Here is a 25,948-nt window from a genome sequence, read left to right on the forward strand (position 1 = left end):
CGAATGTTGTGAAAGGACTTGGGCGTACGGTGGGTTCCGTGGCGAAGACGTTCGCCGGCGCGCGGCTACGGCGATTGCGCGAGGAGCAGGGGCTGACCCAGGTGGCGCTGGCCCGCGTCCTGGGGCTGTCGACCAGCTACGTCAACCAGCTGGAAAACGACCAGCGCCCGATCACCGTGCCGGTACTGCTCACGCTCACCGAACGATTCGACCTGCCGAGCCAGTACTTCGCGCCGGAGTCCGACGCCCGCTTGATCTCCGACCTGCGGGAGGTGCTCGCCGAGGCGCCCGCGACGGCCGGGCAGGTCGAGGAGCTCGTCGCCCGCATGCCCGCGATCGGTCAGACCCTGGTCAACCTGCACAGGCGGCTGCACGACACGACGGCCGACCTGGAGGCCCTGCACAGTCGCGCGAATTCGGAAGTCTCGGACGCGTCGTCGCTGTCCCAGCAGCCGATGCCGTTCGAAGAGGTTCGCGATTTCTTCTACGACCGCAAGAACTACATCGGCGAACTGGATCTCGCGGCCGAAGAGCTGTTCACCAAGAACCACTTGCGAATCGGCGGACTCGACGGCCAGCTCGCGGAGCTGCTCGCCGAACAGCTCGGCGTCTCGGTGGTGATCGACGACGGTCAGGTGTTGGATCCCAACTCCAAACGCCGGTTCGCGCCCGAATCGAAAACCCTGTACCTGGCTCGGTGGCTGCATCCGGGCCAGCGTGCCTTTCAACTCGCCACCCAGATCGCCCTGCTCACCCAGGCCAAGTTGATCACCGGGATCATCGCCGGCGACGACCAGCTCAGCGACGACGCCCGCAGCGTGGCGCGCATCGGGCTGGCCAACTATTTCGCCGGCGCCCTGCTGCTTCCCTACCTGAGATTCCTCGAGGCCGCCGAGGACGTCCGCTACGACATCGACCAGCTGGCAAGGCGATTCGAGGTGGGATTCGAAACCATCTGCCACCGGCTGTCCACCCTGCAGCGCCCGAACGCGCGGGGCGTGCCGTTCATCTTCGTCCGCACCGACAGCGCCGGCAACATCTCTAAACGCCAGTCCGCCACCGCTTTTCACTTCTCACGCGTCGGCGGCAACTGTCCGCTGTGGGTGGTCCACCACGCGTTCTCGCGGCCCGGCCAGTTTCTGACCCAAGTCGCGCAGATGCCCGACGAGCGCACCTACTTCTGGGTCGCGCGAACCACCACGACGGAGCCGAGCCGATACCTCGGCCCGGACAAGAGTTTCGCCATCGGACTGGGGTGCGACGTCGCGCACGCGGAGAAGCTGATCTACTCCGTCGGCATCGATTTGGGCGACGCCGAGTCGATCGTGCCGATCGGCGCCGGCTGCAAGATCTGCGACCGGCCCGCGTGCCCGCAACGCGCGTTCCCATACCTCGGCCATCCGGTGTACGTCGACCCCCACAGCAGCACCGATCTGCCGTATCCGCCGGCGATCACGCCTTGAGCGCGGTCAGGTCGGGCCGGCCGCCGAGGCGCTGAACGGTAGCGCTGGCGGCCGCGGCCGCAAGCTCGCCGGCCTCCGGTGGTGCGGCGCCATCACGCAGCGCGGCGATCAGCCCGGCCACGAACGCGTCGCCCGCGCCGGTCGGATCCACCACGTCGACGTCGGCGAATTCGAAGAGCCGGCTGCCACCGTCCCACGCCACCAGGTCACCGACCTTCGGAACCGCGAGGGCGACCAGTCCCGGACCGCAGGTCAACAGGCGGTCGGCCAGCTCGCGCGCCTGCGCCGCCGTGCCGATCTCCCGGCCCGCGATGAGCGAGGCTTCCGTGGCGTCGGCGCGGATCACGTCGACCGCCGCGAGCAGGTCGGCCCGAATGTGCTCGGCGGGCGCGCCGTCGGCCACGACGCGCAGACCCCGCCGCCGAGCGCGTTGCGCGGCTTCCAACGCGGTGGCCGGCGGCTGCTGCAGCTGAATGGAAACGGTGTCGGCGGTGTCGAACACGGACCGATCGAGGTCGGCGACTTGGATCAGCGAGCTTTCGGGCACGTCTTCGAGGAGCATGCGTTCCGGCGGTTTTGGGACCACATCGATCAACAGCGCCGTGGTGCCGCGACGCGCGACGCCGCCGACGTCGATGCCGTCCCGTTGGGCCTGCGCCAGGATCGACGTCCCCGCGTCGTCGTCACCGGCCACCGCGATGAGGGCGACCGGTACACCCAGCTGCGCCAGGCCGACCGCCTGATTGGCGCCCTTGCCGCCCAGCAGCTCCTTGCGCTGCAGGACCGTGGTGGAATCGTCGGTCGTCGGCGGCCCATCGGTACGCAGCACCAGATCGCGTGCGATCTGGCCGATCACGACAACGCCCATGGGTCCACAGTGCCCGGTCTTGACGGGCACGGCAACGCGATGATCGAGTGAGCCATGCCCAAGGTCGCGGTACTCGACGACTACGCGGGAGTGGCGTTGCGGGTCGCCGACTGGTCGCCCGTGCAGACACGCTCGGAGGTAACCGTTTTCGATCGCCACCTCTCCGAGGACGCGGCCGCCGAAGCGCTGCGGCCGTTCGACGTGGTGTGCACCCTGCGCGAGCGGATGGCGTTTCCGTCGACCCTCATCGCGCGGCTGCCGAACCTGAAACTGATCACCATCGTCGGCAGGAGCCTGCCGAACCTGGACCTGGCCGCCGCCACCGAGCACGGGATCCTGGTCGCTCACTCCGATTTCGCGCATCCCCGATTCAGGGCAATGCGCGATGCGACGCCGGAACTCGCGTGGGGCCTGATGATCGCGACGGTGCGCAATCTCGCCGAAGAGCATCGCAACATGCGCGACGGCGGTTGGCAGAGCGCCGCAGGTATGACGCTGGCGGGCAAGACGCTCGGCCTGCTCGGTCTGGGCAGGGTCGGCAGACGAATGGCCGAGTATGCCAAGGCGTTCGGCATGGACGTGATCGCGTGGAGCCAAAATCTCACCGCGGACACCGCCGCGAGCGTGGGGGCCCGGCGCGTGCAGAAGTCGGAGCTGTTCGCTGCCTCCGACGTGGTCTCCATCCATGTGGTGCTCTCGGAGCGCACCCGGGGGCTGGTCGGCGCGTCCGAGCTGGCCTTGATGCAGCCGCACGCCTACCTGATCAACACGTCGCGGGGTCCGATCGTCGACGAGGCTGCGCTGCTCGCGGCGTTGGAGTCGGGGCGCATCGCCGGTGCCGGGCTGGACGTGTACGACGTCGAACCGCTGCCCGGCGATCACCGGTTGCGGCGGCTGCCGAATGTGACGCTGTCTCCTCACCTGGGGTACGTCACCCGCGAGATGCTCGGCGCCTTCTACTCCGACACCGTGGAGTCAGTGGTGGCATGGCTGGACGGGACGCCCGTTCGGATCGCCAATCCCGAGGTGTTGCACCGACGCTGACCGCTCACTTCCGTTTCCAGTGCGGGCTTTTGACCGCGTCGAGAGCCTCGGTGACGTAGCGGTCGAGTGGCCGCGGCTTTCCCGATTGTCGTACCCATTGCTGGAAGGCGAAATCCGCCGCCGCGAAGGCCAGTTGGACCAGCAAGCCGGGACGCAGATCGGCGTCGGCGTTGACGCCCATTCGTTCGGCGATGAGTTTGGTCGCCCGGTCCTTGTCGGCGGGCCGGTGCACCGTGACCTTGTCGAGCAGGTCGGGGGCCACCAGCAGGGCTTCGCGCCATTCCTCGGTGTCGGCCTGCTCGAACGAGCGGGTGCGGGTGACGATGGCGTTGATCAGCGCGATGTCGGGTGGTTCGGCGGCCGGGCGGCCTTCGAGGAGGTTGACTATCGCGGCGCCGCCATAGCGCACCGGCGCAAGCAGCAGCTCCTCCTTCGCCGGCACGTGGCGGAAGAAGGTGCGCGGGGAAACGCCTGCGGCCGTGGCGATTTCCTCCGTCGTCACCGCGTCATACCCGCGCTCCACGAACAGCCGGAACGCCGCGCGCCGGATGTCGGCGCGGATCTGCGCGCGCTGCCGATCGCGGAGCGACTCTGGTCGGGTGGGCGAGGTCACCGGAAGCAGCCGATCCCGCCGTCGACGTGGATGGTCTGCCCGGTGATGAACGTCGCGTCACTGCCGAGCAGGAACGCCACCAGCGCGCCCACGTCGGTGCGGACGTCGCCGATGCGCTTCATCGGGACGCGGCCCACGGCCTTCTCGTATTCCTTGGGCGCGAACGACTTCCAGTACTTGACGCCGTCCGACTCGGCGAATGGGCAGATGACGTTGACGCGGATGTTATCGCGTCCCCATTCGAGCGCCGCGACCTTGGACAGCCCGCGGATGCCTTCCTTGGCGGCCGCGTACCCGCCCCACTTGGGCTCGCCGCCGGTACCCGTCCCGGAGCCGAGGTTGACGATCGACCCGCCGCCCTCCCTGACCATCAGCGGGTGCACGGCCTGCATGAGCAGGAAGGTCGCCCGGGGCCCGACGTCGTAGCCGAGCGCGAGGTCTTCGGTGGTGATGTCGACGAACGCCTTGGGCTCGTTGGTGGCGATCGCGTTGTTCACCAGGCCGTGCACGGCACCGAAGGCGTCGATCGCGGCGGTCGCGATCCGCGGCGCACTGTCGGGGTCGCGCAGGTCGGCGACGAGCCGTTCGACCCGTCCGATCGCCCTGAGTTCGGTGGTGGTCGCCTCGAGGGCCTCCTCCTGGATGTCGACCAGCAGCACCGCCGCGCCGCGTTCGAGCAACGCGGTGGCCACGCCCTTGCCGACGCCCTGGGCGGCGCCGGTGACGATCGCGACGTGCCCGCGCATCGAATCGGGGTGGCTGTAGCTCATTCGGCGGGTCCCATATGTAGCGCCACGCCCCGGTGCAGTTCGTAGGTGCTCCGCGCGCCGTTGGGCAGCTCGATGAACTCCACCGGCGTCCCGTCCGGATCCTTGACGAAAAACATTCGGACACCGCCGATCTCGAAGGGATCCTGGTCGGGGGTGTAACCGGCGGAGACGATGCGGCGATGGGTGTCGTCGAGGTCGGGCACCGACAGCGAGACGTTGTGGATCCCGGTGATGCCCCGTCGCGGTTTGTGTTCGGTCGGCTTGCTGCCGATCGACAGCAGCTCGATCATCAACCCGCCCAGCAGCCCGCCGACGACCCGCCCCTCCTGCTTGCGGGTCGCGTGCAACACCGCATCGAAAGGCTCTCCGGAGATGAGCGTTTCGAAGACCACGTCCATGCCCAGGACGTCGCGGTAGAACGCCAGTGCGCGGTCCATGTCGGTGACGCCGACGACGAGGTGACAGAACGACACGTCGTCGAGGGTCATGGCCTGCCCGCCGCGAGATTCGGGGCCGGGCGGCCGGCGAACAACGGCAGATCGAGGTAGGTCTTGATGCCCGGTTCGGCGGCGCAGACGTCGGGAACGGCGTTGATGCAGTGGTTGGCGGTGACCACGACGCCGGGATTCTTGATCAGCCCTTCGGCGATCGTCTCCGGCTGCAGCCCCTTGAAGGTGAGGCTCACGTCGGGGTCGCCGGTGATGTCGACCTCGAAGCGTTCGCCGCGCCCACCGAAATCCCAGGCGGGATCGAGGTTTTCCTCGCCCATCAGCCAGTTGACCGCCGCGGTGATGACCGGCTCGCCATCGACCAGCGCTTGCCAGCGGAAGCGGCGCGCCGCCACGGTGCCGACGGCGATCGGGAAGGGGCCGTAGTCGATCTCCGCGGTCGCCACGGCGACATCTTGGATGGTCCTGATGTTGGGGTCGATGCGAAAACCCATGTGATCGGCGATCATCCGCACCGACTGCTTGAAGCCCCCGTCGAGCAGTCCGGCCATCGGCCCCTGGGTGGCCTCCTCGGGCGTGCCGCCGAATCCCATGATGTGGCGGACCACGTCGGGTGCGTTGTAGGTGCGGATGTCGGAGAACTCCTCGGCGCGCACGTGCGTGATCGCCGACGACAACGAGGACACCATGAGCGGGAATCGCTCCGTGATGCCCCCGGGGTGAATCCCCGAACCATGCAGCGTGACACCGCTTTCCGCCGCAGCGTCGGCGACGGCCTGGTGGCGCGGGTTGGCCGGGTCGGGGTAGACCCAGCCGACCGGTGTGACGACGTTCTTGCCGGACCGCAGGATCGCGATGACCTCGTCGTCGTTGGGGATCAGCGGGCTGTACATGACGCAGTCGGCGTCCAGCGCCAGCACCTCGTCGGCGCTGGTGGTGGCCGTGACGCCGAGATCCTGGGTGCCGATGATCCGCCCGACGTCGACACCGTTCTTGTCCGCGCTGTGCACCCAGCACCCGACGAGTTCCAGCTGTGGGTGATTGAGGACGCACTGGATCGCCGCCTTACCCACACCGCCGGTCGCCCACTGGATGACACGAAGTTTGGACGGGCTACTCATCATTGACCTCCCGGACTGCGGTGCGCGACCTTTACACATCGGCGAACAAAATGGCAGGCTATGACTTGCTGACAGTGACTGTCAATGATCGCCTACTTCGGGAAGGGTCTGTTGATGAGCGTCCTCGACGGGAAGATCGCGATCGTGACCGGCACCAGCCGCGGCGTGGGCGTCGGCATCGCCCACGAGCTGCTGCGGGCGGGCGCGACGGTCATCGGCTGCTCGCGTTCGCCGCTCGATGGCCTCCCCGGCATCGAAAAAGACTGGGCGCCGCGCGCTTTCCAGGAGGTCTGCGATCAGGGTGACTATCGGTCGATCGACTCGTTCGTCGCGGACGTCGTGGCCGCCCACGGCCGTGTCGACATCCTGGTGAACAACGCCGGCGGCACCGTTCCGGCGCCGCACGTCGAGAGCATTCCCGAACTGGTGCAACGCATTCAGGGCGCGCCCGCCAGCGACGACGAGTACGCGCGCACCGCCCTGTTCCATGCGTTCGCGGTGCAGATGAACCTGATCAGCCCGCTGTGGTTCGCCATCCGCGCCTATCGGCAGATGCAGACCCAGGACGGCGTCGGTTGCATCATCAACATCTCCAGCGGCGCGGGACATCCGGCGGGATCGCCGACGCTGGTCTCCTACGGCGCGGCCAAAAGCGGCCTCAACCACCTCACCCGATCCCTGGCCGAGGAGTGGGGGCCGAAGGTCCGCGTCAACTGCGTGGCGTTGGGCCCGACGATGACGGAAAACTTCCGGTCGTTTGTGCTGCCCAAGGACGATCCGACCGGCGAGAGGTACTTCGCCGCCGTTCCGCTGCGCCGCGCCGGCGAGCCCGCGGAGGTGGGGCGGGTGTGCGTGTTCCTCGCGGGCGGGCAGGCCGACTTCGTCAACGGCACCACCATCGAATGTGACGGCGGGATGCTGCCCGGTGTGCTCTATGACGCGGGGCTGAAGACGATCACCGACTTGTTGTGACCGGCTGGTAGCTGGAACCCTTCTGGGACAACGGGACTCGCCCGATCACCGTCCGCCCCACTGCCGCGTTCGCGGTCACCGCGACCGACCGGCGGCGAATCGGCTCGTCGCCGATCTGGGCAGACATGCACACAGCGGCGTCAGTCGCGGTCTAATGGGTGGATGGAACTGATGATGCCCACCGACGCGATCTTTCTCCTGGGAGAGTCTCGCGAACATCCCATGCACGTCGGAGGCTTGCAGTTGTTCGAGCCCCCGCCGGGCGCCGGGCGCGGCTTCGCCCGTGAGCTGCACAAGCAACTGACCGCTCAGCGGGAGTTCCAACCCACGTTTCGCAAGCATCCCGCGAAGTTCGTCGGCGGCATCGCGAACCTGGGGTGGTCGTATGACGACGACATCGATGTCGACTATCACGTCCGGCGTTCGGCGCTGCCGTCACCCAAACGGGTCCGCGAACTGCTCGAGCTGACGTCCCGGTGGCACAGCACCCTGCTGGACCGTCATCGCCCGTTGTGGGAGACGCACATCGTCGAAGGCCTCAAGGACGGCCGGTTCGCCATCTACACCAAGGTGCACCATGCACTGATCGACGGCGTCTCGGCGCAGAAGCTGATGCAGCGCGCGCTGTCCACCGACCCCGACGACCCCGAGATCCGCGCCCCGTGGAGCCTGAGCAAACCCAAGCGCAGATCCAGCCCGTCGTCTCGCTTGGGTTCAGTGGCCCGTGCGGCGGGATCCGTTGCGGCACTTGCTCCCTCGACGGTAGGACTGGCGCGCGCCGCGCTACTCGAGCAGCAGCTGACGTTGCCGTTCGGCGCGCCGAAGACCATGCTGAACGTCAAGATCGGCGGCGCTCGCCGCTGCGCCGCGCAGTCCTGGTCGCTGGACCGCATCAAAAGCGTGAAGCGGGCCGCCGGCGTCACGGTGAACGACGTCGTCTTGGCGATGTGTTCGGGGGCCCTGCGCTATTACCTGCTCGAGCAGAACGCGCTGCCGGACACGCCGCTGATCGCGATGGTCCCGGTGAGCCTGCGCACCGAGGAAGAGGCCGACGCCGGTGGCAACATGGTCGGAGCCATCCTGTGCAACCTCGCGACCGACACCGACGATCCCGCGCAACGTCTGCTGACCATCAGCGATTCGATGTGCAGCAACAAGAAGGTCTTCTCGCAGTTGCCGCGGCTTCAGGCGCTGGCGCTGTCCGCCGTCAACACGTCGGCGCTGGCGTTGGCGGCGGTGCCGGGCTGGGTGGCGTCGACGTCGCCGCCTTTCAACATCATCATTTCGAACGTGCCGGGGCCCACGCAGCCGATCTACTACGGGGGAGCGCGGCTCGACGGCAACTATCCGCTGTCCATCGCGCTGGACGGCCAGGCGCTGAACATCACCCTGGCCAGCAACGCCGGCAATCTGGACTTCGGTCTGGTGGGGTGCCGGCGCAGCGTGCCGCACCTGCAGCGCCTGCTCGCGCATCTGGAATCCTCGCTCAAGGATCTGGAACGCGCTGTGGGAGAATAGAAGTCGATGGCAAAGCTGAGCGCGGGTGTGATGTTGTACCGGACCTGCGACGGCGTCGTCGAGGTCTTGCTCGCGCACCCGGGTGGGCCGTTCTGGGCCCGCAAGGACGACGGCGCGTGGTCGATCCCGAAAGGCGAGTACGCCGACGGGGAGGATCCCTGGGCGGCCGCGCAGCGCGAGTTCGCCGAGGAGCTGGGGTTGCCGGTGCCGGCCGGGCCGCGTGTCGACCTCGGTCAGCTGAAACAATCCGGCGCCAAGGTGGTGACCGCCTTCGCCGTGCACAGCGACCTCGACATCACCGACGCGCGCAGCAACACGTTCGAACTGGAGTGGCCAAAGGGGTCGGGCACGCTGCGGGAGTTTCCCGAGGTCGATCGGGTGGGCTGGTTCGCGGTGGGGGCGGCGCGCACCAAGCTGCTGAAGGGCCAGCACGGTTTTCTCGACCGCTTGATGGCGGATCCTGCTGTGGCCGGACTATCCGAAGGGACCTGACATGCAGACACTGCGCACACCCGACGAGCGGTTCGACGAGATTCCTGGTTTCCCTTATGCGCCGAGGTATTGCGAACTGCCCGACGATGACGGCGGTGCGCTGCGCGTGGCCTGGATCGAAGACGGACCAGGAGATGCGGATCCGGTTCTCATGCTGCACGGCGAGCCGTCGTGGTCGTACCTGTACCGCAAGATGATTCCGATACTGGTGGCCGACGGTCACCGCGTCGTCTGCCCGGACCTGGTGGGTTTCGGCCGTTCGGACAAGCCGACCCGGCTCGACGACCACAGCTATGCGCGCCACGTCGAATGGATGCGCGCGCTGGCGTTCGATGTCCTCGACCTCCGCAACGTCACCCTGGTCGGTCAGGACTGGGGCGGGCTGATCGGATTGCGGCTCGCCGCAGAGCATCCCGAGCGGTTTGCCCGGATCGTCGTCGCCAACACCGGGCTTCCGAACGGGGACCAGCCGATGGCCGACATCTGGTGGCGCTTCCGGGAGGCCATCACGTCGGCGCCGGCGCTCGACATCGGCGCGTTTGTGCAGGGCGGCTGTCGCCGGCCGATGAGCGATGCCGAACGCGCGGGCTACGACGCGCCGTTTCCCGCTGACGAGTACTGCATCGGCCCCCGGGCCATGCCCGGGCTGGTGCCCACCTCTCCGGACGATCCCGCCGCGGCGGCCAACAAGGCCGCGTGGGCCAAGCTGTCGGTGAGTCCGACGCCGATGCTGGTCGCCTTCAGTGACAGCGACCCCATCACCGCGCCGATGGCCGCGATCTTTCAGCGCGAGATGCGCGGCGCGCAGGGGATCGACCACCCGGTGATCCGCGGCGCCGGACATTTCCTGCAGGAGGACGCCGGCGAAGTACTGGCCCGCCATATTGTGGCGTTCCTGCGCCGCTGAACGGGCGCGGCCCGGCGGATCGGGGGCGGGCACAATGTCAGGATGACGACCGCGCCCACCGAAGCCACCGAATCCCAGGGGCTATTGCTGCAGCTGCTGGACCCCGCCAACCGGGCCGACCCGTATCGGCTGTGCGCGCAGTTCCGCGACCGCGGGCCGTTGCAGCTGCCCGACGCCAACCTGGTGGTCTTCTTGAGCTACCGCGACTGCGACGAGGTGTTGCGGCATCCGTCGTCGAGCAGCGAGAACGCCAACTCGACGGTCGCGAAGCGGCAGGCCGAGGCCGGCACCGCACCGCCCAGGCAGGGCCCGCCGGGATTCTTGTTCCTCGACCCGCCCGATCACACCCGGCTGCGCAAGCTGGTCAGCAAGGCGTTCGCGCCGAGGGTGGTGAGCGCGCTGCAACCCGACATCCGCTCGCTGGTCGACGGATTGCTCGACCGGGTCGCCGAGAAGGGCCAGTTCGAAGTCGTCGAGGATTTCGCCTATCCCCTGCCGGTCGCGGTCATCTGCCGGTTGCTCGGTGTGCCCCTCGAGGACGAGCCGCAGTTCAGCCGCGCGTCGGCGTTGCTCGCCCAGGCGCTGGACCCGTTTTCGACGATCACCGGCGTGCCGGCGGAAGTCGCCAATGAGCGCCAACAGGCCGGTACGTGGCTGCGTGATTACTTCCACGGCCTGATCGACAAGCGCCGGTCACGACCCGGTGAGGACCTGCTGTCGGGGTTGATCGCCGTGGAGGAGTCGGGGGATCAACTGACCGAGGAAGAGATCGTCTCGACCTGCAACCTGCTGCTCATCGCGGGTCACGAGACCACGGTGAACCTCATCGGGAACGCCGTGTTGGCCATGCTGCGCAACCCAGGTCAGTGGGCAGCCCTGGGCGCCGACGCCGACCGAGCGCCCGCGATCGTGGAGGAGACCCTGCGCTACGACCCGCCCGTACAGCTGGCTGGTCGAATTGCGCTCGCCGACATGGTGATTGGGGGAGTCGAGGTGCCCGCGGGTGATGTCATGATGCTGCTGCTCGCCGGCGCCAACCGTGACCCCGCCGAATACGACCGGCCCGATGTGTTCGATCCGGATCGGAAGAACCTGCGGCACTTGGGATTCGGCCGCGGGGCGCATTACTGCCTGGGTGCGCCGTTGGCCCGGCTGGAGGCCAGCGTGGCGCTGGCGGCGGTCGCCGCGCGTTTCCCGAACGCCCGGTTGGACGGCGAACCGCAGTACAAGACCAACGTCACGCTGCGCGGACTGTCGCAGCTGACGCTCGCGATCTGATCGGCGCTCCCAGGGTTCAGCGCTCCCAGGGAGGGCTTTCGTCCATCTTCCTGTAGTACTTCGCCAGGTGGCTTTTGACCCGATCGACATCGGAGTGCGGCACGTCGATGCCGCCGCGCGCGCCGTCCATGATCGCGCCGGCGGCCATCACCCCGCGCGGCACCGCCTTGAGGGTTCCTCCGATGACGTCGGCGATCAGCAGCTTGTAGCCGGTGAAATTGTCCTTTTTGTCGCCGTCGTACCAGACGTGGGCGTCGCGGTACTTCTGGTTCGGGGCCTCCTCGGCGCCGGCCCACTTGCGGACCCGTTTCTCCGCGGCGCCACCGTCCCATTTCTGGTCGCGGTCGGCCAACGGCAGGTCTTGAAACGCTGTGACTGACATACGGGCCGCGTGCCCGCTTCGGCGGGCGTTAAACGTGTGCATTCGAAGTTATCCACAGTTGGAAGTTCTTCCACAGGTTGGCTTTTGGGTTGAGCTTCGGGTGGGCGGGCGTTGTTTGGGTGGCCGGGTTTTGTCGGTGGTGGTTGTGATGATGTGGTCATGTCGTCGACCGCGTCCGCTGACGCTGTGGTGGTCACTGCGAGTGACCGCCTTGAGGTGCTGTTCGGGGAGTTGGCGGAGTTGGCGGGTCAGTGAACTACCCCAGGTTTAGTTCCTACTCGGTTGCGAGGGCCGGGGTCGGCTGGCTCGCATGGTGTGAGGTGCCGGTGAGGGCGGCCTCGTACTCGGCGGGTGGAACGTAGCCGAGGCCTTCGTGCAGGCGTTCCTGGTTGTACCAGGCCACCCATTCGGCGGTCGAGAGTTCGACATCATCGATGCACCGCCAGGGCTTGCCGCGGTTGATGAGCTCGGTCTTGTAGGCGGCGTTGACCGCTTCAGCGAGGGCGTTGTCATAACTATCGCCACGCGACCCGACCGAGGGCGCGATCCCCAGTTCAGCCAGCCGGTCGGTATAGGCCAGCGATAGGTACTGGGATCCGCGGTCGGAATGATGAACCAACTCGGATAGATCGGTATTCGACTGCCACACAGCGTGATTGAATGCTTGAAGTGGGAGGTCTTCGGTGCGCATCGTGGCCGAGACCGCCCAGCCAACGATCTTCTTCGTGCACGCATCAGTGACGAACGCGGTGTAACAGAACCCCTGCCAGGTCCGCACGAACGTGATGTCGGCGACCCATAGCCGGTTCGGTGCAGCAGCCCGGAATTGGCGGTTGACCAGATCGGCCGGCCGGATCGCGGCCGGGTCGCTGATCGTGGTGAACACCGGCTTGCCCCGCTGGGCGCCGCGCAACCCGGCCTTGCGCATCAACCGGCGGGTTTGTTCACGGCCCAGCTGCCAACCACGCCGTGTCATCGCCGCGTGCATCTTCTTGACCCCATACACCGAGTAATTTCTTGACCCCATACACCGAGTAATTCTGCCGGTGCACCGCCTCAAGGTCGGCGATCAGCTGCTCATCGCGGATCTCCCGGTCCGACGGTGGTCGGGTCCGCGCGGCCCGATAACCCCGCGAGGTGAGGAATCCGGGGATAGCTGCCCGCAGCACTCGGCAGATGAGCTCGACCCCGAACTGATCGCGATGAGCATCGATGTAGGCGATCATTTCGTCGCGGGGCGGTCGAACTCCGCGGCAAAAAACGCAGACGCTGACTTCAAAATCTCGTTAGCCCTGCGCAGTTCAGCGTTCTCGCGCTTGAGCTTACGGATCTCGGCATGCTCAGAGCTGGTCATGCCCGGCCGTTCACCAGCATCGACTTGGGCCTTGCGTCGCCACCGACGCACCGACTCCTCCGAAATATTGAGTTTGCTGGCCACAGACTTTATGGCCTCGAACTCCGACACTTCCGAGGCTTCCATCACAGTGTCCAACAACCGCAACGCACGCTGCCGAAACTCCGGCGAATACTGACGGGGCATAGCTTCCAATCCTCCTATAAGGATCGGAACTAAACCCGGGGTAGTTCACAGCGCAATGCGATTGATGGGCGCATTGTGGAGATCGTGGCCGAGATCGATCGTGACGGGTTGTGTGGTGTGACCGGGGCGCGGTCGGTGCCGGCGTTGGTGGCCTGGAAGCTGGGGTGTTCGTCGGCGAACGCGCACACGCTGGCCGCGATTGCGGGCAGGCTCGAGGAGTTTCCGCGCTGCGCCGCCGGCCTGCGGGAGGGTCGGCTGTCGGCCGATCAGGTGGGTGTGATCGCGGCGCGCGCGGGTGAGGGGTCTGATGCGCATTATGCGGAGCTGGCCGCGGTGGCAACGGTCAATCAGTTGCGTACCGCGGTGAAGCTGGAACCGCGACCCGACCCCGGCCCGCGGCCCGAGCCCGAGCCCTCGTTCACCAAGTCCTGCGATGAGTGGGGCGGTTGTTATCGGATCACGCTGGGCCATCATGATGCGGCGAAGTTCGATGCGGCGCTGGCCGCGCATCGTGAGGCGTTGACCGCGCAGTGGAAACACGATCACGCAAACGGCGCGGGTTCATCCGATCAGCGGCCCCCGTTGCCGAGTACGGTCGATGCGTTGATGCGTCTGGTCGAGGCGGGCTGGGACGTCGAGGCGACTCGGCGCCCGCATGGGCAGCACACCACGGTGGTGGCCCACCTCGATGTGGGGCGCCGCGTGGCGGGGCTGCATTTGGGTCCGCTGCTCTCGGATGCCGAGCGCCGCTTGCTGACCTGTGACGCCACCTGTGAGGTGTGGTTCGAACGCGACGGTGAGGTCATTGGGGCGGGCCGGACCACGCGGGTGATCAATCGGCGGCTGCGCCGCGCGCTGGAGTACCGCGACCGCACCTGTGTGGTGCCCGGTTGTGGGGCCACCCGTGGCCTGCACGCCCATCACCTGTGGCATTGGGAAGACGGTGGGCCCACCGAGTTGGCCAACCTGGTGCTGGTCTGCCCGTATCACCACCGGTTGCATCACCGGGGCGTTATCACCCTCACCGGACCCGCACACGCCCTGACCGTGACCGACGAGGCCGGCCGGGTACTGAGCCCGGGATCACTCGCGCACCCACCCACCCGACCCCCGCCCGCGGTGCCGCCGTGTCCGGGACCTACCGGTGAGCGGGCCGACTGGTGGTGGTATGACCCCTTCCAACCCCAACCACCACCGACAACCAACTAGCTGGCGGAATCAATCCTCCTACGGGATTGGGGCATCAACGGATTCGTTCGTTCGCGACCACGCCGACGCGCGCACCAATGCGAATCAAGCCCGGTGTTTTGGACAGGATCACCGAATTGGCATGGAGCATTAACCACGCCCTTGGACAAGGCCACCATCGGCATATCGGCAATGTCCACCGTGCTAGATCGAAGTCTTCTTTGCCGAGTCGATTGCCTTGCGCCGCATACACCATTGGCAACGCAGGCTCCGGGCTACGAGTGAATGGGCCATTTTGTGCCATCGCCCGTTTGGTTCGTTCTACCTTGAGGCATGACTACAACCGACCGAGCGGACCAAGCATCATCGGTCCCTACGTCCCGCAAAATTCTTTGCATCGTCTACGGCGCTATCGCGGTCGCCGCGCTCATCGCGACGTGGAGCCAGACAATCACGTACGTTCACAGCCCGACCGACTTTTTCGTTAATTTCTGGCGCGACACCAAAACGACTGCGGCCTCGCGCAATATCACAGCCGACGCCCTGATGCTGGCCCTGAGTGCCGTCATTCTGATGGCGATCGAAGCCAGGAAATACAACCTGCGATTCGTCTGGCTGTACATTGTGGGATCGTTCTTCATCGCCGTCAGCGTGATGTTCCCGCTCTTCCTGATCGCGCGCGAATTGCGCCTGCGCACAGCCGACGTGCCACGCCTTGGCAGGACGGACACAATTCTGCTCGCGGTTGTCGCCGTCTTGACCCTGGCCCTGACTATCAGGATCGACATGGGGTGACCACTCAACGCGACCTTTCACTTGTACGACTAACAGTGGTCTGACGGCACCACGGTGTGGACCTGACCCAGCTAACCGACGTTGAAAGCCGTCCGGGCACCTGGCTCTTGTGTCCGAAGGTATGCCCGGCGGAGGCAAACTAACCAGTGCCGCAAGGCGTTTCAGATCCGGTAATCGCGGGTCGTGATGGCCGCAGCGTCGCGGAAGGAACCCTTCCTTTCAGCCCGGGCCGAGGCCCGGCACGATCTCGCCGAGGCTGAACGTCACCGGCTGTTCCAGCTGTTCGTAGGTGCACGAGCGCGGGTCGCGGTCCGGACGCCACCGATTGAACTGCGCGGTATGGCGAAACCGCCGACCCTCCATGTGGTCGTAGCGGACCTCGACCACGCGCTCGGGCCGCAGCGGCACGAACGAGAGGTCCTTGCCGGCGTTCCATCGCGAGTATTCGTTCTTGCGGGGCGTCCGCTCGCCGGCCTCGTGGGCGGCCCAGTTCCACGGATGGTCCGCGAAGTCGGTGACGAGCGGCTGCAGTTCGGCGAACAGCCGGCGTCGCTCGGTCATCGGGAACGCGCCGATGACGCCGACCGAGGCCAGCTGCCCGTCATCCTGGTAGAGCCCCAGCAGCAGCGACCCGATCGCGTCGGCGCCGGACTTGTGGACCCGATAGCCGGCGACCACACAGTCCGCGGTCCGTTCGTGCTTGATCTTGAACATCACCCGCTTGTCCGGCTGGTAGGTGACGTCCAGGGGCTTGGCGATCACGCCATCGAGGCCGGCACCCTCGAACTCGTCGAACCATCGCTGCGCGGTGCCCAGATCGGTCGTCGCGGGCGTGACATGGATCGAGCGACCCGATCCGCCCACCGCATCGACGAGGGCCGCCCGCCGCTCGCTGAACGGCCGCCGGGTGTAGTCGTCGCCGGCGAGCGCCAGCAGGTCGAACGCGATGAAGGACGCGGGCGTCGCCTCGGCGAGCATCCGCACCCGCGAGTCGGCCGGATGAATGCGTTGCTGCAGCGCCTCGAAGTCCAGGCCGTGGTCGGTGGCGATGACGATCTCCCCGTCGATCACGCAGCGCTCCGGCAGCTCGGCCCTGACCGCGGCGACCAACTCCGGAAAGTAGCGGGTCATCGGCCGCTCGTTGCGGCTGCCGAGCTCGACGTCGTCGCCGTCGCGGAAACAGATCGACCTGAATCCGTCCCACTTGGGCTCGTACGACGCGTGGGGCGGGATAGCGCGAACCGACTTGGCCAGCATCGGCGACACCGGCGGCATGACAGGGAGGTCCATAGCCTGATTGTGCTGGAATCGGTGGTATGGCTGCTGCAGAAGAGGTCGACGTCGACGGTGTCGCGGTCCGCCTGACCAATCCCGACAAGGTGTATTTCCCCAAGCTGGGATCGCGGGGCACCAAGCGGCACCTGGTCGAGTACTACCGCGCCGTCGCCGGCGGCCCGATGCTCGACACGCTGCGCGACCGGCCCAGCCACCTGCAGCGGTTCCCGGACGGCATCGACGGCGAGGAGATTTATCAGAAGCGGATTCCCCAGCACCACCCGGACTACTTGGAGACGTGCCAGGTGACGTTCCCGTCGGGGCGGACCGCCGACGCGCTGAAGGTCACCCATCCCGCCGCGATAGTGTGGGCGGCGCAGATGGGCACGATCACCCTGCACCCGTGGCAGGTGCGCTGCCCCGACACCGACCACCCCGACGAGCTGCGCATCGATCTGGATCCGCAGCCCGGCGTCGCATTCGAACAGGCGCGCACCGTCGCGGTCGACGTGTTGCGGCCGCTGCTCGACGAGCTCGGTCTGGTGGGCTACCCGAAGACATCCGGGGGTCGCGGGATCCACGTCTTCCTGCGGATCGCCACCGACTGGGATTTCGTCGAGGTGCGCCGCGCGGGCATCGCGCTGGCCCGTGAAGTGGAGCGCCGTGCGCCCGACGCCGTCACCACCGCATGGTGGAAGGAAGAACGGGGCGAGCGCATCTTCGTCGACTTCAACCAGAACGCCCGGGACCGGACCATGGCGTCGGCCTATTCGGTGCGACGCACGCCGATCGCGACGGTGTCGATGCCGCTGACTTGGGACGAATTGGCCGGTGCCGAGCCGGACGACTACACCATGGCGACCGTGCCCGAGCTGGTCGCGCGCCGGGAAGACCCTTGGGCCGCAATGGATGATGTTGCCCAGTCGATCGCGTCGCTGCTGGAAATGGCCGAGGCCGACGAAGAGCGTGGCTTGGGTGACATGCCGTATCCGCCGAACAATCCGAAGATGCCCGGGGAGCCCAAACGCGTTCAGCCCAGCCGGGATACGGATCGCAGGAACGGGAAGAAGTAGCCCGAAATCCATTACGGGGTCAGTCGGAGGGCGATGGGCTACCCGGGTCACGCTGGGCCCGCGCTTACCCCTCTCGTATAGACGAACCACCGGACCATGCGAGCATCTCAAACGGTATCACTCGCCGGCAATGGTTGGACAGGAGCTTTTGCGCCCCAGTGGTTTAGGCGATACAGGCCCCAGTCACACGAATTTCTCTACCCGAACTGCCAGGGTTTCGGGGCTGACCGCTTTCAGCGCTCTTTCGCTCAGGCGATCAGTTTACCCCGAACCCGCACAGGCTCAGCAAGAAATTCGCGAAGAGCGTGCGCACGGCCCGAAGGATGCGCACGCCATCGCGTCGCTGAGGTGTCGGTCATGCTCAAAGTGACCGGAGCGGGCCCCAGCGATCGATGTAAACCGTTGGTGCCCAACGACTTCACGTCGCACGACCGCATTAGCATTGTCACGGCGTCGTCCGATATACGAGGGGATGTATCGGCTTCGGCTGTGCGAGTAACTGGCACCCAATGCCATTAACGCCGCATTGGTAAGTACAAATGGGCCCTACCTGGTAATGGGTGCCAACGGCGGAAGCACCTGATGGCCGAAGTTCGGCCCTACAACGTGCAGGTGGCGACCGGTGAGCAGTCGACAGTGAGGGGCAGGGTGCAACCCGACGCCGTCAGTGCGGTGAAGGTGAGGAGAAGGCCGAGAACAACCTTGTATTTCAATCCAGACATAACCACTCCCTTCGTAGGAGAATTCTTACGCCCGAGAAGCGTTATAGTACGTGAGTACAATGCGGAATGCCATGGGATTCAGTGAAATAGCGTCGATTTACGTCAACTGATTGAAGTCCATCGCGGCGGGCCAATTTTTAGACTGGAATGGCGCGTTTCCGCCGCACCGATGCCGGTCGCATGGTGCGAACGAGCAACACCGCGAAGGTGTTTCGTGCGGCAGAGGCGGAGACGGCATCAGGCCCGAAGAAAAGTAAGCTCCGTTGTTATGCCGGTGGCTTCTCGGGCGTGGACTGCGGCCTGCGCGCTGATGCTGTGGGCCGCCGCCTGCGTCACCGCGCCCGCAGCGGCCGAGCCGCCGGCCGCCGGTCTCGGCGCGAAGACGGTCGGCTGGGACACCTACCGCCGGTTGGATCGGCTGCCCTATCTGGACGCCGAATCGCAGACCTTGCAGGTGTCGAGTTTCGATCGCAGCGGCGGCGATTTCGACATTTCGACCGGTAACCGCAACGGCACCGGCGGGTGTTTGGCGCCGGGCGGCGCGGGCTGCGTCATCGCGGAGGATCACGGTGCCGGGGAAGTTGATTCGATCTGGTTTACCCGTGACGGGGGCAATGTGCGTGCCATCGGGCACATCCGCATCGAGCTGGATGGGCAGACCGTCGTGGACACACCGCTGCAAGCGCTGGTCGACGGCGAACTGGGCGCCCCGTTCGCGTGGCCGCTGGTGGCCAACGCCGCCCAGTCGCCGGGCGGGGTCTATATCAAGGTGCCGATGCCCTATCGGCGGTCAATGCGGATCAGCGTCGCGTCCCATCTGGAGTACTACCACGTCGACTATCGACAGTTCCCGAATGCCGATGGGATAACTACCTTTTCGCCCGCCGATCCCGCGCTCGATGTGCTGGACACCCTGCGCGCCGCGGGCACCGCCGACCCCAAACCGGCGACAGGCACTGCAACACAGAGCAATCGGGTCATCGATCTCCCCGCCGGGACCGAACAAACCGTCGCCGAGACGAGCGGTCCGGGCAGCATCTCGGCGCTGCGGCTGCGGCTGCCCGCCGCGGCGGATCAACTCCTGACCGGATTGCGCCTGCGGATCGAATTCGACGGACGGACCTTGGTCGACGCGCCCCTGGGGGAGTTCTTCGGCGCGGGACTCGGCGCCAACCCCGTGCGATCGCTGATGTTCGCCGCCGATCCACAGCCCGACGGGTCGCTGGTCTTGTGGGATTGGTGGCCAATGCCTTTCGCGAACTCGACCCGCGTCACCCTCGTCAACACCACCGCCGCCACGGTGCCGGGGATCGCCGGCGACGTCACGACGACGCCCGACGCGCAATGGGCGGCGGCGCTGGCCAGCGGCCGCGCTGGCTACTTCACCGCCCGCGCCCATGCCGGCCCGACCATCCAGGGCCAGGACTGGGTGTTCGCCGACGAACAGGGCCACGGCAAATTCGTCGGCGTCAGCCACACCATACGGGGCCAGCGGACCAAAACGGCGTTCAGCGACGGCGCCCCCTACTTTCTCGAAGGCGCCGAGCGGGTCTACACCGACGGCGCCGCATCCCCGCAGTGGTACGGCACGGGCACCGAGGACCTCTACGAGGGTGGCTGGTACTTCAAAGACGGCACCCACTTCAGCGACCCGCTCAACGGCCAGCCCGACCAGCGCACGGCGACCGGCGGGTGCGCGGACTACTGCGTCGCCGTCTACCGGATCATGCTCGCCGACGCCATCGGGTATGGCTCCGCGCTCCGCTTCGGCATCGAGCACGGCAAGCGCAACATGGTCCAACCCGACTACAGCTCAACGGCATTCCTCTACACACAGCCGGACGCGGTCCTCACCGGCAGCGACGACGTCCGCCCCGCCGACCCCGTCGATCGCGTCCTGCACGGCTACACCGATGCCGACGCCACCGATCAGCTGCTGGTCAGCGAATACGAGGGCACCGAGGACACCCTGCCCCTCGTCGGCTCGGTCCGCAGCACCCAGGGCGCGATCACGTTCCATGTCCAGGTTGATCCGGGCAACCACGGTGTCCTGCTGCGCCGCACGTCGGACCAGGAGACCGGCTTCCAATCGGCGGACGTCGCGGTGGACGGCGTGCCCGCGGGCACGTGGCTTCAGCCGCGCAGCAACACCTTTCACCGCTGGCTGGACGACACCTACCTGGTGCCGCAGTCGGTCACCGCGGGCAAAGCGCAGCTGACCATCACCCTCACGCCCGCGGCGGATTCGCCGCCCTGGACGGCCAGCCGCTACCACGTCGACGCCCTCACGGGCCCGGCCTAGAGCGCGGCGATCGCGGCGACGGCCTCGTCGGCGGTTACGATGGCCGAGGCGTAGTTGGGCAGATTGACCTCGAGGGCGGCGCGCATCTCGGTGTCCGAATAGTCGGCCGTGGCGTCGCGGACCACGGTGACGTCGTAGCCGAGTTCGGCGGCGAACCGCACCGTCGCCTCCACGCAGGTGTGCGCGATCAAGCCCATGACGATGACCTGCTCGATGCCGTGGCGCTTGAGTTGCAGATCCAAGTCGGTGTTGGCGAAACCGCTGGAACACCAGTGCTCGTGAGCGACGACGTCACCGGGTTGCGGTTCGAACCCGGGACGGATCTCGCCGCCCCAGGTGCCGTATTCGAACGTCTTGCGCGACCAGGCGGCCCGCTGCACCGGCGCGATGTGCTTCCACGTTTCGTAGTCGCCCGGCCGGTAACGGCGATGCAGGGCATAATAGACGCGGAGGTTCGCGCCGCGCGCCGCGTCGAGCACCTGCTGCATGTGGGTGACGCAGCCATTGCCTTCGATGACGCCTTTCAGCCGGTCCCACACCTTCCCGCCCGGGGAAATGAAGTCGTTGTAGGGGTCGATCACCAGGAGCCCGGTCGCCGCCTTGTCGTATGCCACCGGATCATCATCGCGCACGGCTTGGCGACCTTGACGGATTCGCGGAGATGCTGCTAGACATGGCCTGCGCCACGATTTTGGGCGATCGCCCAAAATCGACGGGCGCAGGGATGCCGGCGGCTGCCCGAAGTGAGGAAATCGATGACCGTCACCAATGACACCGACGTCTACTACGACCCCTACGACGTGGGCATCAACGCCGACCCGTATCCGACCTATGCGCGGCTGCGCGATGAAGCCCCGATCTACTACAACGAAAAGTACGACTTCTGGGCGCTGTCACGGCATTCCGACGTCGAGCGCGGATTGGCCAACTGGGAAACCTTCTCCAACAAGCGAAGCGACATCCTCGAGCTGGTCCAGTCGAAGTTCGAGATGCCCGGCGGCGTGATGATGTTCCAGGACCCCCCCGAACACACGAGGCTGCGCGGCCTGATGTCCCGCGTCTTCACGCCGCGCCGGATGGCCGCCCTCGAGGACCAGATCCGGCAGTACTGCGTTCGGTGCCTGGACCCACTCGTCGGGTCCGGGGGATTCGACATCATCGCCGAGCTGGCATCGATGATGCCGATGCGGGTGATCGGGATGCTGCTGGGAATCCCGGAATCCGAGCAGGTCTCGGTGCGCGACGCCAACGACGCCAACCTGCGCACCAAGCCCGGCGCCCCCCTGAAGGTCGCCAACGCCGACTCCATCGCCGACGGCCGGATCTACGCCGACTACGTCGAATGGCGTTCGAAGAATCCGTCCGACGACCTGATGACGACGCTGCTCAACGTCGAGTTCGACGACGACCAGGGCGTGCACCGCAAGCTGACCCGTAAAGAGGTGCTGCATTACACCCAGGTTGTCGCCGGGGCGGGTAACGAGACGACCGGCCGGCTGATCGGCTGGCTGGCCAAGGTGCTCGCGGAGCACCCGGATCAGCGCCGCGAGGTGTACCGGGACCGGTCCCTGTTGACCCGCACCGTCGACGAGACGCTGCGCTTCGAACCCACCGGCCCCCACGTCGCCCGTTGGATGGCACGGGATTTCGAGTGCTACGGCACGACGGTGCCGGCCGGCAGCGCCATGCTGCTGCTCTTCGGCGCCGCCAACCGCGACCCCCGCCGCTACACCGATCCGGACACCTACAACATCCGACGCGACAACATCTCGCACATCACGTTCGGCAAGGGCGTGCACTACTGCCTGGGCGCCAACCTGGCCCGCCTGGAAGGCCGCGTCGCGCTCGACGAGATCCTCAACCGTTGGCCGGAATGGGACATCGACTACGACACCGCACAATTGGCGTCGACGTCCACGGTGCGCGGCTGGGAGCGGCTGCGGGTCGTGCTGCCTTAACGGGCGCTAAGAGGGCAACTCGAAACGGTCGATGAGCCGGTTGACGAGGGCGACGGCTTCGTCATGGCCCGCCGTGGTGCCGAGCGCCTGTTCCAGGATCAGCATGCGGCCGATCGCCGCGATGATGACCGCGATCCCCGCGGGCGGAAATTCGCTCCGGTCCAATCCGTGTTCGCGGACGATGAAATTCAATGCGGTGGTTTGCGTTTCGCGCCATCGCTCCGACCACGCCGCGATCTCTGCCCCGATCTCCTTGCGATGGTTGGCCAGCCCCATGAACTCCAACAGCAGCCGGGTGTCCTTCGGCTCGATGAGGGTTTGCCAGAAGGCATGCAGTGGGCGGTCGGAGGCCAGCGCCTGCTTTTGGCGCTCCAGATAGGCGGCGGCCCCGCGCCGGAAGACGTCGAGGTACAGCTCGTCCATGGTGGGGAAGTAATAGTGGACCAGCGCTGGTTTGACACCGGCCTCGTTCGCCACCCGCCGCGAGGTGGCCGCGGCGTAGCCGTCCTCGACCATGATATGGATCGTCGCGTCGATCAGCATGTCGCGAGTGGTGGAGTCGCGCGCCTTCGGCCGTCGGGGGGCGGTCATGGTGTACGTCTTTCCCGCAGGGATGCGTAGCCTTTTGGGCAATCGCCCAAAAGCTTAGCCCAGGGTCGTGCCGACCATGATTAGGAACTGGCGCGACGGGGCAATGGAGGTGTCATGGCCCCCAGTTTCAGCGACGTCATCCGATCCAAGTACCTGCTGTTGACCACGTTCACCAAGGACGGCCGGCCCAAGCCGACCCCGGTCTGGGGGGCGCCCGACGGCGACGGCAAGCTGTTGGTGATCACCGACGACGGTTCGTGGAAAACCAAGCGGATCAACAACACGCCCAGGGTGACGATCGCCAAGAGCGCGGCGCTGGGCAAGCCCAAGAGCGACGAGGTCGAGGCCGTCGCCCGGGTACTGCCGAAGTCCGAGACGCGGCGCGTGTACAACGCCGTCCTCAAGCGGTACTGGTACCACGCGTGGTGGTTCTACGCGCACACGATCGTCCGCGGCGGCATCGACAAGGTGCACGTCGGCCTGGAGATCACACCCGCCTGAACGGCCCTGAACGGCGTTGCGGCTATTCGCTTTCCGCGCGCATCGCCGCGAACGTGTCCGCCACCGTCTGCTGTGGATCGCGATAGTTGATGCCCAGTTCTCGTTCGCTCGGGGAATCGTCGGACGCCGGCATCTGGGTGTAGTACTGCATTCCCGCCGAGGTGAACGGGGTCTCGAAGGGCAGGAAGCGATTCGCCCGATCAAGCACCGCCCCGGCCACCCGCAGCGCGGTGTCGGGGATCGGGACCGCCACCATCGGCGTCCCGGCCACCTGGCCGAGCAGGTTCGCGAGGTCCGCGGCGGGCACCCGGTGGCCGCCCGCGGTGTAGCGCCGCGGCCCGCGCCCGGGTTCGAGCAACGCCGCGTGCAGGGCGGCCAGGTCGCGGACGTCGACGATCAGCCATGCCGCGCTGCGCCCCGGGATCGCATGCATCTGCACGGCCGCTCGCACGCCCTCGCCGGCCTCACCGAACTGGTCGCCGACCGGCGGCCCGAGCACCATCCCCGGATAGGTGATGCTGACCGGCGCGCCCGCATCCTGCAGGCCGCGGGCATAGATCTCGACCTGCGCCTTGGACGTTCCGTAGCCGTCGGCCCCACCCACCACCGGCAGGTCCGCCGTCAGCGTCTCCAGGTCCGGACGGAACAGCGCGGTGAAACTCGACACATGCACGATCGGATCCAGACCGAGCTCGACGGACTGGCCGAGCACGTTCTGGGCGCCCTGCATGTTGGTGGCGAGCATCTGCGGCGTCTGGCGCGGATCCGTGGCCACCAGGGCGGCGCTGTGCACGACGGCGTCGCATCCCTGCAACGCGTCTCGCACCGCGACGCGGTCGGTGATGTCGGCGACGGCGAAGTCCGAGGTGTCCACACCCAGCTTCGCGACGGTGGTCTGCAGCTTCGCCGGGTTGCGGACCAGGAACCGCACCGAGTGTCCCGCGTCGAAAACGGCCTTGGCGGTCCACCCGCCGACAAAGCCCGTACCGCCCGTGATGAGGACCCGCATGCCGGCCTACAGGCGGCCGGCGACGAAATCGGCGGCCTGGCTGGTCATGCCGTTTCCCGGGTAGGAGGTGTGGGCGGCCAGGCCCCCGTCGCCGCCGCTGGCACAGACCGGATCGCCCGGCGCGCACAGTTGGATCGTCTTGGGCGCATACAGCGGCCCGATGGTGAGCGGCGGCGCGTTGTACTTCTGCAGGAACTGCCCCGTCGGCGTGCCGAACAGCGTGACGGCGGCGACGTGTTGCGCGATGGCCGGCGGCATCGGCGGCGGCACCTTGTCAGCGGGAACGCCCGGCGGCACGGTGGCCGAGGTGGTGTAGCCCGCCACCGCGGCGCCCTGCGAGTAGCCGCCGAGCACCTCGCGGGTGTTGGGGCAACTCGCCACCATGGACTCGATGTGCGAACTGGCGTCGCGGATTCCGTCGATGACGGTCCCCGGGAACGCGGGATTGTCGAAGTCGGTGCTGGCGGGGTAGTTCACCGCATACACCGTCAGCGACTTGGCGCCGATCTCCGAGCGCAGCGCGTCCACGAACGGCCGGCCGATGCCGCCGATGCCGGGCGGCTCGCCGGATCCCCGGGCGAACACCACCTCGACGTCGGGACACGGTTCGGCCGTCGCCGAGGGCGCGCTCGCGACCGGTGAGCCGAATACGGCTGCCGCTGCCAACAAGGGCAGCGGCAGGCGGCGCATCGACCGGACGGCCAACACATTCCGGATTGTCATTACTTTTTGAACGCGTCCTTCACCTTTTCGCCGGCGTCTTTCAACGCGGACTTCGCTTGATCGGCCCGCCCTTCGTCCCGGGTTTGGGCATCGCCCGTGGCTTTGCCGAGGGCTTCCTTGGCGCGGCCGCCGAGGTCCTCGATCTTATTCTTCAACTTGTCTTCGGCGCTCATGGCGTGCTGGCTACCCGGGAGCAGCAGATATCGAAACACCGGCCCTGTCATCATGGACGCTGTGAGCACCGCGATCGTGGTGGCAGTAGTGGCGGGCCTGATGTTGCTGGGCATCGGCATGGTGGTCAATCAGCTGCTGCGGCTGCGCCGCTATCTGAGGGAGGCGCCGCCCGATCAAATCCCCGGTGAGAATCCCGAGCCCCCGCGACAACCCGACTGAT

General features: G+C 66.8%; 26 protein-coding genes, 1 pseudogene and 1 other annotated feature. Of the genes and pseudogenes, 14 read left to right on the forward strand and 13 right to left on the reverse strand.

The window, feature by feature from the left end; genetic code table 11:
• The first annotated feature begins 29 nt into the window (after positions 1-29).
• Positions 30-1,463 carry a short-chain fatty acyl-CoA regulator family protein gene (locus tag OCU_RS26515; protein WP_008263181.1) on the forward strand — a complete coding sequence of 478 codons (1,434 nt, stop codon included), beginning with the start codon at positions 30-32 and terminating at the stop codon, positions 1,461-1,463.
• Here OCU_RS26515 and OCU_RS26520 read toward each other — a convergent pair.
• Positions 1,453-2,331: a PfkB family carbohydrate kinase gene (locus OCU_RS26520; RefSeq protein WP_009956711.1), complete on the reverse strand. Its 879-nt coding sequence runs from the start codon at positions 2,329-2,331 to the stop codon at positions 1,453-1,455. The two genes, OCU_RS26515 and OCU_RS26520, sit on opposite strands and share 11 nt — an antisense overlap.
• Before the next feature lie 54 nt (positions 2,332-2,385).
• Between OCU_RS26520 and OCU_RS26525 the strand changes: the two genes are divergently transcribed.
• Positions 2,386-3,375, forward strand: coding sequence for a D-2-hydroxyacid dehydrogenase family protein (locus tag OCU_RS26525; RefSeq protein ID WP_009956710.1), 990 nt, complete (start codon positions 2,386-2,388; stop codon positions 3,373-3,375).
• A gap of 4 nt (positions 3,376-3,379) precedes the next feature.
• Here OCU_RS26525 and OCU_RS26530 read toward each other — a convergent pair whose 3' ends face one another.
• Genes OCU_RS26530 through OCU_RS26545 form a run of 4 tightly spaced genes read right to left on the reverse strand, consistent with a single transcriptional unit; the run spans position 3,380 to position 6,328 of the window.
• Positions 3,380-3,988, reverse strand: a complete 609-nt coding sequence (locus OCU_RS26530; RefSeq protein ID WP_009956709.1) for a TetR/AcrR family transcriptional regulator — start codon at positions 3,986-3,988, stop codon at positions 3,380-3,382.
• Positions 3,985-4,758 carry an SDR family NAD(P)-dependent oxidoreductase gene (locus OCU_RS26535; protein WP_009956708.1) on the reverse strand — a complete coding sequence of 258 codons (774 nt, stop codon included), beginning with the start codon at positions 4,756-4,758 and terminating at the stop codon, positions 3,985-3,987. The genes OCU_RS26530 and OCU_RS26535 overlap by 4 nt, the downstream gene beginning before the upstream one ends.
• Positions 4,755-5,246, reverse strand: coding sequence for a VOC family protein (locus OCU_RS26540; protein WP_014378889.1), 492 nt, complete (start codon positions 5,244-5,246; stop codon positions 4,755-4,757). Before OCU_RS26540 ends, OCU_RS26535 begins: the two co-directional genes overlap by 4 nt.
• Positions 5,243-6,328, reverse strand: a complete 1,086-nt coding sequence (locus OCU_RS26545; RefSeq protein WP_036458098.1) for an NAD(P)H-dependent amine dehydrogenase family protein — start codon at positions 6,326-6,328, stop codon at positions 5,243-5,245. Before OCU_RS26545 ends, OCU_RS26540 begins: the two co-directional genes overlap by 4 nt.
• 114 nt (positions 6,329-6,442) lie before the next feature.
• On the opposite strand from OCU_RS26545, the gene OCU_RS26550 reads away from it, so the two are divergent.
• From OCU_RS26550 to OCU_RS26570, 5 genes are all read left to right on the forward strand, one after another.
• Positions 6,443-7,300, forward strand: coding sequence for an SDR family NAD(P)-dependent oxidoreductase (locus OCU_RS26550; RefSeq protein WP_036429882.1), 858 nt, complete (start codon positions 6,443-6,445; stop codon positions 7,298-7,300).
• 162 nt (positions 7,301-7,462) lie between these two features.
• Complete coding sequence (locus OCU_RS26555; protein WP_014378891.1) at positions 7,463-8,818, forward strand: WS/DGAT/MGAT family O-acyltransferase; 1,356 nt, start codon at positions 7,463-7,465, stop codon at positions 8,816-8,818.
• A gap of 6 nt (positions 8,819-8,824) precedes the next feature.
• Positions 8,825-9,310: an NUDIX domain-containing protein gene (locus OCU_RS26560; RefSeq protein ID WP_008263193.1), complete on the forward strand. Its 486-nt coding sequence runs from the start codon at positions 8,825-8,827 to the stop codon at positions 9,308-9,310.
• Position 9,311: 1 nt separating this feature from the next.
• Complete coding sequence (locus tag OCU_RS26565) at positions 9,312-10,217, forward strand: haloalkane dehalogenase (protein WP_014378892.1); 906 nt, start codon at positions 9,312-9,314, stop codon at positions 10,215-10,217.
• A 42-nt stretch (positions 10,218-10,259) separates the two neighbouring features.
• Positions 10,260-11,495 (forward strand): cytochrome P450, encoded by a 1,236-nt coding sequence (locus OCU_RS26570; protein ID WP_009956698.1) that lies wholly within the window; start codon positions 10,260-10,262, stop codon positions 11,493-11,495.
• A 16-nt stretch (positions 11,496-11,511) separates the two neighbouring features.
• On the opposite strand, the gene OCU_RS26575 is transcribed toward OCU_RS26570, so the two are convergent.
• Both OCU_RS26575 and OCU_RS50060 read right to left on the reverse strand, forming a co-directional pair.
• The gene (locus OCU_RS26575; RefSeq protein ID WP_014378893.1) at positions 11,512-11,877 is read right to left on the reverse strand and encodes a hypothetical protein; all 366 of its coding nucleotides are present in this window, start codon (positions 11,875-11,877) and stop codon (positions 11,512-11,514) included.
• Positions 11,878-12,151: 274 nt separating this feature from the next.
• A pseudogene (locus OCU_RS50060) lies at positions 12,152-13,417 on the reverse strand (IS3 family transposase).
• Positions 13,025-13,142: a sequence feature (AL1L pseudoknot), on the reverse strand. It overlaps the preceding pseudogene by 118 nt.
• A gap of 60 nt (positions 13,418-13,477) precedes the next feature.
• Between OCU_RS50060 and OCU_RS26595 the strand changes: the two are divergent.
• Positions 13,478-14,626: an HNH endonuclease signature motif containing protein gene (locus tag OCU_RS26595; RefSeq protein ID WP_080587908.1), complete on the forward strand. Its 1,149-nt coding sequence runs from the start codon at positions 13,478-13,480 to the stop codon at positions 14,624-14,626.
• Positions 14,627-14,938: 312 nt separating this feature from the next.
• Positions 14,939-15,400, forward strand: a complete 462-nt coding sequence (locus tag OCU_RS26600) for a DUF2834 domain-containing protein (RefSeq protein WP_036458121.1) — start codon at positions 14,939-14,941, stop codon at positions 15,398-15,400.
• 219 nt (positions 15,401-15,619) lie between these two features.
• Here OCU_RS26600 and OCU_RS26605 read toward each other — a convergent pair whose 3' ends face one another.
• A complete protein-coding gene (locus tag OCU_RS26605; RefSeq protein ID WP_036458124.1) occupies positions 15,620-16,690 on the reverse strand; it encodes an ATP-dependent DNA ligase in 1,071 nt (356 codons plus the stop codon).
• Between the two features lie 26 nt (positions 16,691-16,716).
• On the opposite strand from OCU_RS26605, the gene ligD reads away from it, so the two are divergent.
• Both ligD and OCU_RS26615 read left to right on the forward strand, forming a co-directional pair.
• Positions 16,717-17,748: a non-homologous end-joining DNA ligase gene (gene ligD / locus OCU_RS26610; RefSeq protein WP_014378901.1), complete on the forward strand. Its 1,032-nt coding sequence runs from the start codon at positions 16,717-16,719 to the stop codon at positions 17,746-17,748.
• Between the two features lie 1,032 nt (positions 17,749-18,780).
• Positions 18,781-20,772 (forward strand): glycoside hydrolase family 172 protein, encoded by a 1,992-nt coding sequence (locus OCU_RS26615; RefSeq protein WP_041787002.1) that lies wholly within the window; start codon positions 18,781-18,783, stop codon positions 20,770-20,772.
• Here the strand turns inward: OCU_RS26615 and OCU_RS26620 are convergent.
• On the reverse strand, positions 20,769-21,404 hold the full coding sequence (locus OCU_RS26620; protein ID WP_014378903.1) for a cysteine hydrolase family protein: 636 nt from the start codon (positions 21,402-21,404) through the stop codon (positions 20,769-20,771). The genes OCU_RS26615 and OCU_RS26620 overlap by 4 nt on opposite strands.
• 123 nt (positions 21,405-21,527) lie before the next feature.
• Here OCU_RS26620 and OCU_RS26625 point away from each other — a divergent pair, with 123 nt between their 5' ends.
• Positions 21,528-22,730, forward strand: coding sequence for a cytochrome P450 (locus OCU_RS26625; protein ID WP_008263209.1), 1,203 nt, complete (start codon positions 21,528-21,530; stop codon positions 22,728-22,730).
• 6 nt (positions 22,731-22,736) lie between these two features.
• On the opposite strand, the gene OCU_RS26630 is transcribed toward OCU_RS26625, so the two are convergent.
• A complete protein-coding gene (locus OCU_RS26630) occupies positions 22,737-23,321 on the reverse strand; it encodes a TetR/AcrR family transcriptional regulator (protein WP_009952012.1) in 585 nt (194 codons plus the stop codon).
• A gap of 114 nt (positions 23,322-23,435) precedes the next feature.
• On the opposite strand from OCU_RS26630, the gene OCU_RS26635 reads away from it, so the two are divergent.
• Entirely contained in the window at positions 23,436-23,822 is a 387-nt protein-coding gene (locus OCU_RS26635) for a PPOX class F420-dependent oxidoreductase (RefSeq protein ID WP_008263216.1), read from the forward strand.
• A 22-nt stretch (positions 23,823-23,844) separates the two neighbouring features.
• Here the strand turns inward: OCU_RS26635 and OCU_RS26640 are convergent, their stop codons facing one another.
• From OCU_RS26640 to OCU_RS26650, 3 genes are read right to left on the reverse strand one after another with little or no spacing between them, the layout of a single operon-like run.
• Positions 23,845-24,831: an SDR family NAD(P)-dependent oxidoreductase gene (locus OCU_RS26640; protein ID WP_008263218.1), complete on the reverse strand. Its 987-nt coding sequence runs from the start codon at positions 24,829-24,831 to the stop codon at positions 23,845-23,847.
• A gap of 6 nt (positions 24,832-24,837) precedes the next feature.
• Entirely contained in the window at positions 24,838-25,554 is a 717-nt protein-coding gene (locus OCU_RS26645; protein WP_008263220.1) for a cutinase family protein, read from the reverse strand.
• Positions 25,554-25,727, reverse strand: a complete 174-nt coding sequence (locus OCU_RS26650; RefSeq protein ID WP_008263222.1) for a CsbD family protein — start codon at positions 25,725-25,727, stop codon at positions 25,554-25,556. Before OCU_RS26650 ends, OCU_RS26645 begins: the two co-directional genes overlap by 1 nt.
• Before the next feature lie 61 nt (positions 25,728-25,788).
• On the opposite strand from OCU_RS26650, the gene OCU_RS51310 reads away from it, so the two are divergent.
• The gene (locus tag OCU_RS51310) at positions 25,789-25,947 is read left to right on the forward strand and encodes a hypothetical protein (protein WP_014378906.1); all 159 of its coding nucleotides are present in this window, start codon (positions 25,789-25,791) and stop codon (positions 25,945-25,947) included.
• Position 25,948: the final 1 nt, after the last annotated feature.

Source organism: Mycobacterium intracellulare ATCC 13950 (assembly GCF_000277125.1).
GTDB classification, from domain to species: Bacteria; Actinomycetota; Actinomycetes; order Mycobacteriales; family Mycobacteriaceae; genus Mycobacterium; species Mycobacterium intracellulare.